The following is a 14,853-nucleotide window of genomic DNA, read 5'->3' as shown; positions in this document are numbered from 1 at the left end:
GATGGCTGCCAAGGAACTCACCTTTGGAACTGACGCCCGCACTGCGCTCCGGCGCGGCGTGGACAAGCTGGCCGACGCCGTCCGGGTGACGCTGGGGCCCCAGGGCCGTAACGTCGTAATCGACCGTAGGTTTGGGGCGCCCCTGATCACCAAGGACGGCGTGACCGTCGCTCAACAAGTGGAGCTGGAGCACCCAATCGAGAACATGGGTGCGCAGATGGTCAAGGAAGTGGCTACTAAGACCAGCGACCTTGCCGGCGACGGAACCACCACCGCCACAGTACTAGCCCAAGCGATCTTCCGCGAAGGTCTGAGAATGGTCGCCGCCGGCGCGAACCCGATGGCGCTTAAGCGTGGCATCGACAAGGCCGTGGAGAAGGTGGTCGCCGAGCTCAAGGGAATGTCCGTCCCGGTCACGAGCCGGCGCGAGATCGCACAGGTCGGCAACATCTCGGCGGGTACCGGGGGGGCTGCGTCGTCCCGGGAACCGGTGGAATCCGGCGTCGACACGGTGACGCTCGATGAACTCATCGCGCTAGACGACGCGAACAACCCTGCGCCTACCATTGGTGATCTGGCGGCGGACTACGCCCTCCCGCCTCTCCCCGGCAAAGTTGCGGACCACCGGGTTAGCGTCTCTGCTACGCTACCCATGACCTTTTGGACGGCGGCGAAGACGGCTGGGCTGACGGCGGACCAAGCGGGCATGCTGGCAGAAGCGGCGTCAGATCATGCGTTTACCCGACTCGACCGCGCTATTCGCGCCCTTCACGAGCGCAGGAGGGCGGAAGTGTCGCTCGGGAGCGCAGATTTCCAGCAGCCTATGGGCTTCGAGGAGATCGGGGAATTGATCGCCCTAGCAATGGAGAAGGTCGGAAAGGACGGCGTCATCACCGTGGAGGAGGCGAAAGGCTTGGAGACCGTGCTGGAAACGGTGGAGGGGATGCAGTTCGACCGCGGTTACCTGTCGCCATACTTCGTCACCGACCCTGACCGGATGGAGGCGGTGCTTGAGGAGACCCTTGTCCTCATTCACGAACAGAAGATCAGCAGCATGAAGGATCTGCTGCCAGTGCTTGAGAGGGTAGCGCAGGTGGGCCGGCCGCTTCTGATCATCGCCGAGGACGTTGACGCTGAGGCGCTGGCGACGTTGGTCGTAAACAAGTTGCGTGGCACGCTCAAAGTCTGCGCGGTAAAAGCCCCTGGCTTCGGCGATCGCCGCAAGGAAATGCTGCAAGACATCGCCGTGCTCGCTGGCGGCCGCGTAATCAGCGCGGAAGTCGGCCTCACTCTCGAGAGTGCCGTGCTCGGCGACCTGGGCCGCGCAAAGCGCGTCCTAGTGGACAAAGACAATACGGTCCTGGTGGACGGAGCCGGGGAGATCGAGGTCATCCAAGCCCGCATCAGAGAGATTCGTGCGGCTGTCGAAAGAACCACATCTGACTACGACCGCGAGAAGCTACAGGAGCGTCTGGCCAAGGTGGCGGGCCGCGTGGCAGTGATCCACGTGGGTGCGGCCACCGAGACGGAGATGAAGGAGAAGAAGGCCCGCGTAGAGGACGCGCTGCACGCGGCACGCGCGGCGGTGGAGGAGGGAATTGTCCCTGGCGGCGGTGTCGCGCTGCTTCGCGCCCAGGCGGCGCTACACGATTTGAAGGTGGACGACGTGGATCAGCAGGCGGGGATACGCATTCTTGAGCGAGCGCTGGAGGAGCCGATCCGTCAGATTGCTCAGAACGCGGGCGTCGAGGGCTCAATCGTGGTGGCGAGAGTGCGCGAGAGCGGGAACGCGCACTGGGGATACAACGCCCGCACCGACGAGTACGAGGACTTGGTGGAAGCGGGCGTGATTGACCCCACAAAGGTCACACGCACCGCGCTGCAGAACGCAGCGTCGATTGCGGGGCTCCTTTTAAGCACCGAGTCGGTCGTCGTGGAGCGGCCGGAGATGGTCCGGAGTCAGGACGTGCCGGCGTCCGGCGGCATGGCTGACATGTACTAAGACGGAGCCGAGCCGGTGGCGGAAGCGCAAGGGCGGGGACGGCACCGAGTCCGTCCCCGCTCGTGCGTTTCCCCCGTTCCCGGAGTGCCGCGAGTCCTTGGGCTGGGAGGCTGCACGTTCTCGCCGGGCCCTCTTCTCGGCCCCGAAGAGGTCCGTGAATCCCGATGCATGGTCCGCCGCTGCGGTGCAGATATGGCGGATCGTTTCCCAATCGATCCAGCCCACCTGCTCCGGAATCGCGCCGATGGCCTCCCGAAGGCGCGCGATGTCCGCATCAAGCAGGTCGAAGCCAGCCGGAGCGATCTCGCGGACAGTAGGGCTCACCGAGCCTGCGTGGCTCTTCCGGATGTCCCGTAGCTGACTCTTCAGATCACGGAAGATCTCGGGCCTGCGCCCGAGTCCGTCAAACACGTGAACGATGGGGAGATTCACGTTCAGCTCGGGAGTGTACCGCGCACCCGCGTTGGCGATCGATTCGTCGAGCCGGGCGCGGAACCAATCGCCTGTAAGAACCTCGGCGTTGAACCGAAAGTAGGTTCGGCCGCGATTCTCTTCCCGTGCCAGGCGCTCGAGGATTTCGAACTGGCCCCAGTAACCGAAATCGACCGCGCGGGTGCCGGCCGCGGCCGTCCACTGGTTGACCCTGGTTCCACCGGTCCATGAACCAGTGCTGGTTCGGTATCCCGGATCCTGTCTGTCGAGCGGGGTGCAGATCGTCAGGCGCGTCAGCCGCGGCCGCTTGAGCAGAGCCGTCTCGACGGACTCGTCGATCTGCTTCCACTGCGAATTGCCCGGCGTCGCCATGAAGTAATTGGCCTGCCAGCCTCACTCGTCACCATTTGGCAGGATCCACACAGCTTCGACGCCCGCATCAGGAGCGCCGATGCGGATGAAGCGCGCGCCTTTCGGAACGGTTTCACCCGCGGCGAGCTGGCACACCAGCTCTTCGAACGCGGCGTGCTGCGATCCTTTGAGGGGGCGAAGGTCAGTCCACGAGATATTCATAAGTAACGGGTCGCGGATGGAGCGGCGACGGGCTACCCGCGAGCGTCAACCAATCGTCCACCGCCACCCGCATCCAGTCAAGAGCGCATGGCCCGCGAGATGACCGGATGGTGCATTACAGACGTAGCTTTCTCAGGGGCTGCACGGTACTGGACGGGATCGAGCCGGAAGACGGCCAGAAACTCGCTCCCGCGAAACTCGCTCACTACCGGAACATCCGACAGAGCTGACGTGACCACAGCCAGGACGAAGTCGGGGTCGTCTCTCGCTCGGCGGAACTCGCCCACCGTCAAAAAGAACTCCTGCTGATCGCCCTGCACCCCTTTCACTTCCACATGCTCCACCGTGTCACCGCGGCGACAATCCAAGTCGTATCCGCACCCGGCGTGCTCGACCGACTCGACGTCCCAGCCCGCGTCCACGTACCGGCCCACGACCAGGGCGACAGCGGCCCGTTCTGCGCGTTCATTCTGCAGCGGATCACTGAATCCCGCACCTCGGGCACCGCCGGTCGAGAAGACGGGCTCGACCCGAGCCAGGTCGATCACGCCCGAAGCTGCCTCAACAATCGCCGCGATCTCGGGCACCTGCTCATCCTCCAGGTACAGCGTAGGACTCGACCATTCTCGGCGGGATTGGCCCTCCGTTTCACGAGCCGGCCTTGCTGGATGCGCTCGGCGTAGACCCTCCTCTCGCTGGCCCACAGGGGAACTACTACCTCGAGGGGCACGAGCACCGCACGTACGATGCGCGCTGCACCGGCAGCAGGTGGGTGATACCGCGACGGGCGTCGCGGCCGACCTTCGCCCGGAGACTTCCTTCCGGGTCGCCGTCTTCGAGGGTGGCGATTAGTTGAGCGGCCGCGTAGTGCGACTGGCAGCTTATCCCCTTCTAAGTTGTTGCTATGCAAGGGGATGGGATGGTTTTCACCAATCTGGCCAAGCTTACGTCGTGGTACTTCAGTGTGATTGCCGGCGGTAATGCTGCCGAAGCGCTGACTACTCTCCTGGCTGCGCTCCCTTCACAGACTCGGGCCGAAGCTGCCGACGTGATAAGAGCAACAGTCAAAACAGCGTTCGAGAAGGCGAAGTGTCCCGTCCCTGAGTGGCTAACAGTCGAAAATCGGGAGTAGAAGTCTCTCGAGGTGGCTGGCCTTTTTCGGCCTGACTGTCAGCGTTCCAGGCACGTCTGTGATCGGAAAGTTAGGATCAAAGTGGTCAGTCCATAATGCTAATCAGTCGGCATCGCCGATAGCGCATTCCTGTCAGCGCCCGTAGCGGCTGTTTAGGGTTGGCTGAGTGAACGACTACGCCTTGACGTTCAACCATCCCGATCGAACTTGTAAACCAAGGAGTTCGTTCGATAGCCGGTACTTCGGCGTCGTGTGGCGCGCAGAGATCCGGGACCGCCGCGGTCCACTGCTGACGCTTGGACCCTGGACCTCGCAGCTAAAGGCTGCGGCCGGTGGACCCACAATCAAATCTCTTGCTGCCCCGACGGTCCTCCGTTTACCATGCGGAGCATTGACCCGAAATGGTGATGCTGCCCGACGCAGTGATTCTCCTCCCGCTGGCATTCCTTTACGGATTCATCGCTTCTGGACCGTTGCGATGACGGTGCCGTTTCCGCGAAGTCGCGGCAACGGGGCGCCTGGCGCGCGTCGGGCGGTTCTTCGCGTGGCTTTTCCTTCATCAAATCGCACCTCCGACTGGAGACCCGAGATGAAGCCGATAATGCTCACACCCGTCCTGGCATCGTGCCTTCTCCTCGCGGCCTGCGGCGACTCAGGGCGCAGGGGAGAAGGAACTGCCACCCAGACGATGCGCAGCTTCGTCGAGTCCGGCCAGCCACGCAGGCGGGAGCTTTCTCATCTCGGGCTTACGCCGGTGTCGTTCGAGGGCAAGTGGGGCTACATGGACGCGAACTACTCCGAGGGACTGGCCCGCTTCCGCGTGGGCTCTCAGTGGGGTTATGTGGACACAGAAGGAAAGATCGTAATCAACCCCACATTCCCGGTCTCCCATTTTGGCGATTCGTGGGATCGCATCGACACCGGGGAGGGGCGCTCCGTCTACCGTGAGCGGCCTTCGGGCAGCTACATCATCGACTACGATTTCGAGGGCGCCCGCGACTTCCACTCCGGGCGCGCGGCCGTGCGCGTCCCCGAGGGCACCGGGTTCATCGACAAACGGGGCAGTGGGCGATCCAGCCCATTTACGAGGACGTCGCCGACTTCTCGGAAGGCGTGGCGGCGGTCAAGACCGGCGGGCGGATGGGGTACGTGGTTCCGTCCGGGAAGATCGTGATCCAGCCCCAGTTCGACTGGGCGGGCGACTTTAAGGAAGGCTTCGCGCCGGTGCTGGTGGCCGACCGATGGGCCTGATCGACCACGCCGGGCACTACGTGACGGGCATGAGGTTCTCCGAGATCTCGCACCTGCACAACGGGCTCGCCTCGGTCCGCGACGGAAACCTCTACGGGTACATCGACCGCACGGGAAACTCGTCATCCAGCCACCCTTCACCTTCGCCTTCCCGTTCTCCGATGAGGGGCTCGCGGCGGTGAAGGAGGGCGAGATGTGGGGCTACATCGATCGCCACGGGAACTACGTGGTGCCGCCCCATAACGGGCACGGCGACAGCTTCAAGGAGGGGCTGGCCAGCGTGCAGATCACGGCGGGCAGTTCGGACTTCCGGTACATTGACCCTCACGGAAACTTCGTGACGCCGCACGGAAGTGACCGGGCGTCGATTGGTGCGGTCCCCTGGCGTACTCAACCAATTTCTCCACACAGGTCGCCCATGACTCGCTCGCTGACGTACGGCACGGTGCTATTGATCGCCTCGCTCCAGGTCCGGCCGGGGCATGCCTAGCTCCAGATCACCAGCGTCACCGCGGAAAGCCAGGAGGCCGGTGCCCTGCATGTCACACCGATGAACGTCTCCGGTCCGGTCTGGAGAATAGAGGCGCGTCCCCAGGACTACACGTTCTACGTAACCCTGACGATGAACCAGGAAGGTGGCGACATCTCGGTCCAGCCGGGTGGCGGCCTCTATACCATCGACCAGCCGATGCACCTCGGTGATAAGGTTTACCGCGTTCGCGTGAACGAGGACCATGGCTCGCCCCGCGCCACCCGCTCCGTACCCTTGAGCCTGACGATCGGTGGTCAGCAGATCAATACAACTCTTCTGATCGCACGTCCTGCGCTGGGGTGGGTAGTCCCTTCGTGTAATCGGGTGGAGGGTCAGCCAGGCACGCCTTTGACGGTGTCGGGCAGCGTCAACAACTCCATTGAGTTCGATCAGGGGACCTTGCGAGCACCCGGGGGCGCGAGCTCACCGGTAGGACTATCCGGATCGAACTGGACCGGGAGCTTCATCCCGACTGCTGCAGGGACAACAACCCTGACGGTTTCGATTCAGTCCAAGAAGCCGTTCAAGGAGGGTGCGGACCCAACGGTGCAGGAGGTCACCTGCACGGTAACGGCGGTTGCAGCCCCCCCTGCAGCCGTGACACTCACAGCCGCTCCCAGCAGCGACCCGGTCACTTCGCTCTATCCAACGTACAACCGCAGCGTGAACCTCGTTCTTCCTGCCGGGGCTGCGAAGAGCCTCTCGTCTGGCGTCACCTACCCCGTCTCCACTGCAGACGCGGCGCGACGCGGGACGTTCCAGGTCACCAACCCCACGACGAACGGGTATCTCGGCACGCTGCAGCTCACCTCCGCAGCCGCTGACGACCAGCTCTACGTCTTCGATCAGGCCGGCGCGGTGGCGATCTACAAGCTTTCTGTTCCGGTCAACGAAAACCCTGAACAACCGTTAGTTCAGGTCGTTCACGTCAATGGTGGGCCGGCCACTCCCTTCACGTGGTCCAACGACGTCATCAGGCTGCGCCTCAGGGGTAAGGGCTTGGGATCGCACCTTCACCTAACCCTGAACGGCCAGAAATATCCCGTGGAGGCCACCAACGTGGGCGACATCCTCTCACTGCCGATCACACTCCCGGACCTGAGCGGACTGGACCACCTCACATTCGAGCTCGGAGACAAGCAGCAACCGGCTCTAAGCCGCTTCGACATTACGGTAAAGGAGAATCCCACGGCCACCGCCCTCCGTCAGGTCGTGGAAATCAGAACGAAGGACGGTAGAGCCTATTCGATTGCCGACTATCAGAACCTTCCCGCGGAGCAGCGCAATGACCTCGGCGAAGTGCGCATCTTCATCAAACCCGGGGCAGGGGGTGTCCGGCAGCACATCATCGTGTCAGGTCAGATGAACGCTTTCGGCGTTCCCGCTGTTCAGCTTCCGGCGCAAACTCTCGTCACGGGGAAAACAGGTCTATCTCAGATCTCTTCCCGAACCAAGTGGCCGTGCTGAAGGACCCAGGGACGTCGGTGGCCATCACCGTCCGGCATGACCCGGCCTTCCACCTGTACGTGCACGATCCGTCCCCGATTACCGCCACGATCGTGCGGCCGGGCAAAGTTCTGAGCTGGGTCGACACGGAGGTGTTCGGCGGACTTATGTTCCCCTTCTCGAGGGCGGACAAGTCTCTCGCGGCGGCAACACCCATGACAGGCCCGGCCGTGAATCTGCAGTTCGCGTTTCTGCGACGGGATGGCAGCGAGGGTATCCGGTTGCATCTCGGAGGGTTCGGCTCCCTCGCAAGTGGGGCGAAGACCGATACCGTGCCGGCCGCAACACCCGATGGAACACCGACGGTGGATTCGAAGTCGGCCGTGTTGTTGGGTGGTGGCGGGTACCTAGGAGTCTCCGCGTTGATTCGAGTGCGTAAGAACAATGCCTTTTCGCGCTCCCGTGTCGGTTTCCTGTTCGGCGCCTATGCCAGAGATCACCGTCACCTGAGTGGTTTCTTCATGCTCCAGCCAGGGTCGCTGGACATCCCGTTCCTCAGCAAACGGCCGGGCCAGTGAATTGCCACCCTCGGTGATGGTCGGCAGCTACGGTTTCAGCCATCGGGGGGCGCGCATGGTCGCACCCACCGATTCCAACAGGCGTCCACCCTCCTCCCAGAATCATGTACCGACCTGCCCTTCCACTCCGATCCCGCGCGCGCCCGCTTCTGGCCCTGATCTCGTGGCGGTAGCAAATCCGCGCACCGCGCCGCGCAGCAGCCCACGATCCTTCCACCGCATGGCAACTTCGCCAGCGGGGTCCAGGCAATCGCGGTCGACAGCAACGGTACGATCTGGGCGGGCACTGAGAGGAACGGCGTGCTCCGCTCGGCGGACGGGGGGCGTTCCTGGACGAGCGCGGGGCTCGCGGACCGGAACATCCGCGCGATCCAGGCCGAACCCGACGGCCGGGTGCTGGCGGTGGTGGCCGGCTGGAGCGGCGGACTGTTCGAAACGCGGAACTCGGGCGCAAGCTGGGATCGGCGGGGTCCCTCGAAGTACGGCCAAGCCGTCGTCGCCGATCCCGAGCACTCCCTGTATTTCCTCGGCACGCGCGGCGGATCGATCCTCCGCTCGGATCCGGCGGGGTGGAAGGGCGTGGGCCGCGGGCTCGAGATGACGAATGTCCACGCGCTTCTGGTGAGCGAGACGGACTGCTCTTCGTGGGAACGGAGGACGGGATCTACTTTTCCCGGAATCAAGGTGACACCAGGGAGCGGCCCGCTTCCGGACTCCGTGAGGGAACGGTGCGCGCGATCGCGCAGCCGCCCTCGGGAACGCTCATCGCCGGCACCCACCGGGGAATCTTCCGCTCGACCGACGGCGGGATGACGTGGGCCTACACCGCGGGGTTGCCGGTGCCGACGAACACGCGCTCGCTCGCAGTGGACGGCGCGGGGCGCGTTTGGGCCGCGACGGACGCGGGACTGTTCTGGTCGGGTGACGACGGCGCGACCTGGTCACAGTTCGCGAGCCCCGGCGGGTTCGCGGCCGTGGCGGTGAGTCCCGCAGGACTGGTGTACGCTGGACCGTCCGCGCCCGGGACACTCGTGGTCGTACGATCCGAGGTTCCACGCGTGGCCGCAGCGCCGGTTCCACCGGCTCCCCCACCGCCGGCTCCGCCCAGCGCGGAGCGCCGCCACGTCCGGCCCCCGGCCGGGAGCCCGCCTGCGCGCGTGGTGCTCTATTCAGCGTGGGGGGCGACCGATGGTGAGTACGAGATCATGCCCGTCGCCGACTTCCGCGGGACCCAGATCCTCGAGCCGATCAGCGAGGCGCTCGCGGAAGCCCGGCGCACGGGCGTCCAGCCCGAGTCGAAGTTCGTGGAGCTCTTCTACCGGGGCATCCGCCTGTTCCACGTCGCTCCCTCGGTTGAGGAGGTTGCCGCCGGGACAATAACGGTGACTCCGCACCTGAAGATCCAGGACCCGGTCACGGAAGCGGCCCTGCACCTCACGAGCGGCGGCTTCGTGGGGCGCGTCTACACGTCGATCGCGGTCCGAGCGATCACCATGGAGTCCGAACCGGTACCGGCCGGAATCATGCCGCAGCTCAGGCAGGCTTCCCGGACTGTGTTCTCGGCGTATGGCTTCCAGCCGGCCCGCGCCTCGGAGGACTCGGTGGTCGCCGGCGCGGGAGGGATCCTCGCGGCCACATTCCAGGCGGACGGCGGCGGGCAGCGCCACGTGGTCTTCGCCATCTTCCGCCGCTCGTCCGCCGGCCTGCAGCTCCTGGCACAGCAGTACATCTCCTACGTCCGCTACCCCGACGACCAGTCGGAGTACGGCGAGCGGCCGCTCGCGTTCCTGCACACGCCCTCCGGGACGGCACTGCTGACGGAGGTGAGCGGCTACGAGTACACCGGCAACCGGATCTACATGCCGCGGGGCACCCGGTGGGCTCAGGTGTTCCCGCGCCCCAGCCGGTAGCGAATCCACGCCGGCCACCGCGAGCGGGAAGCAGATCCAGACAGGACCGGCCGTCCACCATGTGTGTGGGCGGCCGGTCGCATGTGAAGTCCGCGCCCGCCGAGCGGCGACTGCGGGTTGACCGTTCAGCTATCCCGGTCGAATTCGTAAACCAAGGAGTGGGCCGATCGAACGCCGGTGAAGGGCATCGAGGATTTCTCGCCGGGCTGCAATTGGGCGAGCGGATTGACTATGATCCGAACCCTGGGACGCGCCTTGTCGCCTTCCAGGTCCGAGACGATTGCGAGAAAGAAGGCGGGCGTAATGAGCGCCCGTTTGATTTGAGAGCCTTCAAGCACGATCTGATCGGGCTCTTGGCCTGCGTAGACTTTCAATTCATAGTACCGCCGGTCGAGGTCCACCGCGTCCGCCCCCACGCCCCGCTGGGCGCGCAGGTCGATCACCTCCCCCGCATCGCTCGCAAGCACCCTCTGAAGGAGCCCCAACCCAAGTCTCTCCTTTTCTTCTCCCGTGTACTGCGCCGGTGAAGTGTTTGATTGAGGCGTGGCGCCACCCTGCTTCGGCTCTGCCAGCGGCTCGCCCGTTGAGTCCTGTTTCGCAGGCTTCATCTTCGCCCCGGTGGTGTTTTCCACCCTGCCCTGGGTATCGACGAGCCGGTACTTCGAGGGATCGATCAGCGTTCGTTTCGGTTGAGCAGGAGAGGACGGCGTTTGCGCACCGTGACGCGTGTCAGCCGCGGGTACGGGCATGGTGGATCCGAAGGTTCGCCCACCGCCGGCCGGGCGTGACTCATGCGCCCTTGCCGTCCGTGCCCGGAAATCGGCAAGTCGTTCTGCTATCGCCTTTTGCTCGGCAGCTGCACGCTCCTCCGAGAGCCGGAGCTGAACCGCCTCACGACCGGCCTCGGCTTCTCCGCACGCGGCCAACCACGCTTGCGCAAGACGCCGCGGGTCGGTCCCGAATAGGCTCGCGATTGCGCGGCCGCCGCCGTCGACGCGGGCAAGCCGACCGGAATCGCGCATGAAGAGTATGCCCGCGTCCAAGTCCGCTTTGGCGGAAACCGGGACGACCAGACCGTCCCTGAATCCGACACCACTTAACCGAACCTGCAGAGTGGGCGAAATCCGCACTTCGAGCTGTGCGAGCCGGTCCCACTCAGTCCGCATCCTACCCGCCGCCGCAGGCTCATTCCGAATCAGATCCTCCTTCAGCAGAGCTACGGCGCTCCGGAGCGTCGCAGTTGCCTCGACGTGGGCTTCCGCCTGATCGGCATCAACCACGCTCGCCGAGGCGCCAACCACCTCGGTCAGATGCAGCGGCGCGCGCAGGACTTTGAACTGAGCCACCTCGCCGCCCGGCATCCAGACCGGCACCCGATCCTTGAGCCCGTCGGCAAGCGGGAGATCATCGACCACGTACACGGGCCTCCGCGCCTTCCAGCCCCGGCTCGTCCAAAGCGGCAGTGTCGCGAGTTGGCGTTCCACGGCGCCGCCCTGCGTTACTTCACCGATGTGATGTGCCAGGAAACGCAGGCATTCGAGCATGACCACGGAATCGGCGACAGCGGGTGGCTTGCGCGAGCCCCCGATCTCGACCAGCACGTTCACGTAGTCGCTGATCAACGGCGAGCGCACCTTGAGGGCTGTCCAGAGCCGCTTTGTCCCTTGAACGAGCGGCACGAACGCGCGGCGTTCGCCGAACACCGGATCCCCGTTGAGAACCTCGAACGTCCGCTTCCAGCCGCGGTTCGTCAGGATCAGGCCGGGCAGCACATTGAACTCCGCCAGGAGCCGCGCCGACGACAGGTCCCCCGGCAGGTGCCTACCATCCGCGAGCCGCTCCGCTAGCGTGCGATAGATGGCCGCAGCTTCAGTCGCAACGCTTTCATCTGGAGGCTGCGTTTTCTGGAGTGTGCGCAGCCGCGCGACCAGAGTGCCTGTGTCCGGGTCACCGGTAACCCCCAACGCCGCGAGCACGTCCAGCCGATGCTCTTGGAGGTCCTTGTGCAGGTAACCCGCCGCGTCGGGCCCATGCACGGCGACGGTTCCCGGCGTGCGGCGGCGCAGTCCGATGGGCGGTGTGGGAACTCCCCTCGTATCGTCGAGCCAGGGGATCGTCGCCGCCTGCCAGAGCCAGAACGCCCGGACCGTGCCCCTCGAGTTCCAGCCGTAGCTGTCGGATGCGGCGGCGACGTTCGCCGTGTCTGCGAGTCGCTCCCAGGCCCGGTCTAGCGCGCCGAGCATCGCCGCGGCTCTCACGCGCCTGGTTCTCGCCTTGCGTTCCCGGGCGATCGATTCAAGGACGGCGACGAGGTCGGGGCTGTGCCTGTCCTCGAGCGTGTAGGTTGCGCCCAGCGCCTCCATCGCCTCGCGGCGAGACCCCGGACTGCCGTCCAGATAGATGTGCAACCCGAGTCGTCGCTCGTTAACGTAGCGCTTCTCGAGCTGGGGGTGCGGGGTGAGCCGAGGTACGGTTTCGGCCCCGAGCAGCCGGAGGAAACGCAGGGGACCGAGCCCCGACCGCCCAGGCGACCGTAGCACCTCGGCGTAGCGTCCATGGAGCCAGATGAGGTCTGGCGCACTGCCTGCCGCAACCGCGAAACCCTCACGGTCCTTCTCGATTCGCTGCGGGATATAGGCCTCCGCAGGGGTCGCAACCGTCTCCTGTCGGCGGCCCCTCCGGTCGAAGCGCTGCGCCCGCAACTGGATTGCGCGCCCCACGCCTGGACCCACTCTGGTACGTTCGTCGGGCGACAGCGTGTCGAAAGCATCGCGCAATGCCGACACCTGCCGATCCGAAAGCGGATTGGGCAGTCGCTGCCCTGCCTCTCCCGCACGCGCCAGCCGACTCAGGATTGCAAGGGCGTTCGGGCTCTGCACAAGCGCCTTTGCGCGGCCGAGCCACTCCAGTACCGCCTTGGCTGGGCTTGAAGCGGCTAAGTGCGCCGGATGCAGCGTGCGAGTGACACCGAGCTCGTCTCCGATCCCTCCGGAGGTCACGACCAGCATCCACGCGTCCGCCTGTGTCGGCGGCCGCGTGCGTGACCCGTCGTCGAGCACGATACACGGCAACGCCGCGAGTCTATCTTCGAGTCCCTCGCCGACGGCGGCAGCGGCGAGTGTAACCACCGCGTCCGGGTCACGCCCGGCGTCGCGGAGCAGGTCGAGGGCGGTTTCGACGTCGACAGGCGGGGGAAGCTCCGCACCTGACACCCGCCAGTCGTGCAACACGTCGCGCCAGCGAGCTTCCTCGTCGCGAACCGCGGTGGGAAGCGCCGCCGGCAGCTTCGCGAGTCGCGCCGTCTCGGCTTCCGTGATCACGCCGCTCAGGCTCGCCACCTCGACCGCGAGAGAGGCGAGCGGGCAGACACTCCCGCCCACGGTGATCTTGATGCGCTTCGGCAGTTCGGACCGCGCCCGGGCGAGCATGACCCGCTCGAGTTCCGTGATAGGTCCGGGGCCGGCATCCGTTTCGGGGAGCGGCACGACCGCCCACGCACTCGACGGCGCTTCTGCGAAGAGCCGGACCACGGCCGCCTGCCAGAGGTCCGCCACGAGCGGGTAGAGTGCGGTATTCCATGGAGTCGCCGCGAGTCCTTGCCGACCTGCCGTGGGATCGAACTGACCGTGCAGTCTTGCGCACAGCCAAGTCGCGGCTACAGGAAGTCCGGCATAGACGGAACCCCGCTCGCAATGGGAGAGCGGCAGCGCCACCCCCAGCGGCATGTTCTCCGCCCGCGCCTTCCTGGCCCGCTCGACTCCCGCGGGTGGCGCCGCTCCGACGGTGTGCACGATCCAGCGCCGTCCATCCTGAGCACGTGCACAGCGTCGGCTCACCGTGTATGGCTGCGTCCCGATCGTCGCGACCTCGTCCCCCAACTCCTCCCACTCCAGCTTCAGCATGCAGAGGGGCCGTTCGCCCGCGCGGACTTCGACCTCGCGGACGGAAGAGAGGAACAATAGTGCCGAGTCGTCCCAGCGATCGAACCACTCGGCGAGTTCCTCTGCCACGAGAACGCCGGGGCCGAACGGAATACGGAGAAGGGTTGTGCTTGCTGCGCGGCTGACGGCGGCAGGGACAAGATTCTCGATCCACTCCAGGGAGGGGCTACCAAGGCCGAGCGAGTACGGCCCAGAGTAGAATCTCCAGCGCGGGGGCGAGCGCCTGGAGCGTCATAAGCCCGATCCCAAAACGGCCAGTCGCCGAGGCGTCGTCCCGCTTTGTCGTGAGCCACGGGGTGGTCAGTGCAAGCACGTCCCGGAGATTGACGGGCCGGCCATTGTGTGCGACCAGGAGCTCCCCCGGCTCCAACTGGAAGAAGATCCGCGTTGCGCCGGCATCATCGGCGTTCTGTACGATTTCCGCCAACCCTTGGAGGCGGTCGGTGGACAAGACTTCCGCTCCAGCTCGCGCCCCCTCCAACGCCTCGGTGAATACACCCGGCGCAGCCGCAAAGAGCGCGGCGAAACGCTCCACTGCGAGCCGGGCCAGAGCCGGTGACGCAGGCTCAGCGAGGGGTTTGGACCCAGGATTTTGGAAGAGGGCTTCCGCGGCCTGGATGACCTGGCGTGCGTCGTCGCTCCCCAAGCCGCTGGCGGACGCCTCTGCAGCGAGCGCCGCTGAAGGTGCGGTGGGCACCTGAAGGCGCACGCGGTCCATCAAGCGGGATCCGGAGACTTGATCGCTATGATCGGCGGTAAGTCTATCGTTCATGTCCTTTGTCAGCACAAGTCCGCCACGCCAAAGAGGCGCGCGGGATTCAGGTGACAAATATATGCGGGTTGCCGATTTCTATGGAGTTACGTTAGGCAGGGCTCTCTTCCGCAACTGGGTAAGGGGAAGCGTGGCGGGTGAGTTGGCGCAGTAGGTGGTGCCCGGATCGGCGTTGGCAGGTGAAGTGCCTTCGCCCCGATCCATTATCATTATTTCCCAAACTCGCGTGACTAAACGCCCCTTCCTCTCTGTGTCCGGGGCATGACTGCTCGGACGACTGCCGG

At 65.2% G+C, this 14,853-nt stretch carries 11 protein-coding genes and 1 pseudogene; 7 read left to right on the top strand and 5 right to left on the bottom strand.

Annotation, left to right across the window (positions count from 1 at the left end; translation table 11 throughout):
* Position 1: 1 nt before the first annotated feature.
* A complete protein-coding gene (gene groL, locus VF647_13880; GenBank protein HEX8453187.1) occupies positions 2-2,002 on the top strand; it encodes a chaperonin GroEL in 2,001 nt (666 codons plus the stop codon).
* On the opposite strand, the gene VF647_13875 is transcribed toward groL, so the two are convergent.
* The 3 genes from VF647_13875 to VF647_13865 form a co-directional block, all read right to left on the bottom strand.
* Complete coding sequence (locus tag VF647_13875; protein ID HEX8453186.1) at positions 1,913-2,806, bottom strand: hypothetical protein; 894 nt, start codon at positions 2,804-2,806, stop codon at positions 1,913-1,915. The two genes, groL and VF647_13875, sit on opposite strands and share 90 nt — an antisense overlap.
* A 21-nt stretch (positions 2,807-2,827) precedes the next feature.
* On the bottom strand, positions 2,828-3,007 hold the full coding sequence (locus tag VF647_13870; protein HEX8453185.1) for a hypothetical protein: 180 nt from the start codon (positions 3,005-3,007) through the stop codon (positions 2,828-2,830).
* Between the two features lie 77 nt (positions 3,008-3,084).
* A complete protein-coding gene (locus tag VF647_13865; GenBank protein HEX8453184.1) occupies positions 3,085-3,594 on the bottom strand; it encodes a DUF3883 domain-containing protein in 510 nt (169 codons plus the stop codon).
* Positions 3,595-5,204: 1,610 nt separating this feature from the next.
* On the opposite strand from VF647_13865, the pseudogene VF647_13860 reads away from it, so the two are divergent.
* The 6 genes and pseudogenes from VF647_13860 to VF647_13835 all read left to right on the top strand — a co-directional run bounded on the left by VF647_13860 (position 5,205) and on the right by VF647_13835 (position 9,856).
* A pseudogene (locus VF647_13860) lies at positions 5,205-5,264 on the top strand (WG repeat-containing protein).
* Between the two features lie 15 nt (positions 5,265-5,279).
* Positions 5,280-5,390, top strand: coding sequence for a WG repeat-containing protein (locus VF647_13855; GenBank protein ID HEX8453183.1), 111 nt, complete (start codon positions 5,280-5,282; stop codon positions 5,388-5,390).
* Positions 5,391-5,583: 193 nt separating this feature from the next.
* On the top strand, positions 5,584-5,880 hold the full coding sequence (locus VF647_13850) for a WG repeat-containing protein (GenBank protein ID HEX8453182.1): 297 nt from the start codon (positions 5,584-5,586) through the stop codon (positions 5,878-5,880).
* Between the two features lie 60 nt (positions 5,881-5,940).
* Positions 5,941-7,389, top strand: coding sequence for a hypothetical protein (locus VF647_13845; protein ID HEX8453181.1), 1,449 nt, complete (start codon positions 5,941-5,943; stop codon positions 7,387-7,389).
* 17 nt (positions 7,390-7,406) lie between these two features.
* Positions 7,407-7,946, top strand: coding sequence for a hypothetical protein (locus VF647_13840; protein ID HEX8453180.1), 540 nt, complete (start codon positions 7,407-7,409; stop codon positions 7,944-7,946).
* A gap of 728 nt (positions 7,947-8,674) precedes the next feature.
* Entirely contained in the window at positions 8,675-9,856 is a 1,182-nt protein-coding gene (locus VF647_13835) for a sialidase family protein (protein HEX8453179.1), read from the top strand.
* 125 nt (positions 9,857-9,981) lie between these two features.
* Here the strand turns inward: VF647_13835 and VF647_13830 are convergent, their stop codons facing one another.
* Complete coding sequence (locus VF647_13830; protein HEX8453178.1) at positions 9,982-13,866, bottom strand: hypothetical protein; 3,885 nt, start codon at positions 13,864-13,866, stop codon at positions 9,982-9,984.
* Between the two features lie 97 nt (positions 13,867-13,963).
* Positions 13,964-14,515, bottom strand: coding sequence for a hypothetical protein (locus VF647_13825; GenBank protein HEX8453177.1), 552 nt, complete (start codon positions 14,513-14,515; stop codon positions 13,964-13,966).
* Between the last annotated feature and the right edge of the window lie 338 nt (positions 14,516-14,853).

This window comes from Longimicrobium sp. (genome assembly GCA_036387335.1).
Taxonomy (GTDB): domain Bacteria; phylum Gemmatimonadota; class Gemmatimonadetes; order Longimicrobiales; family Longimicrobiaceae; genus Longimicrobium.
Note: the sequence above shows the minus strand (reverse complement) of the source record. Positions and strands in the feature narration are given on the sequence as shown.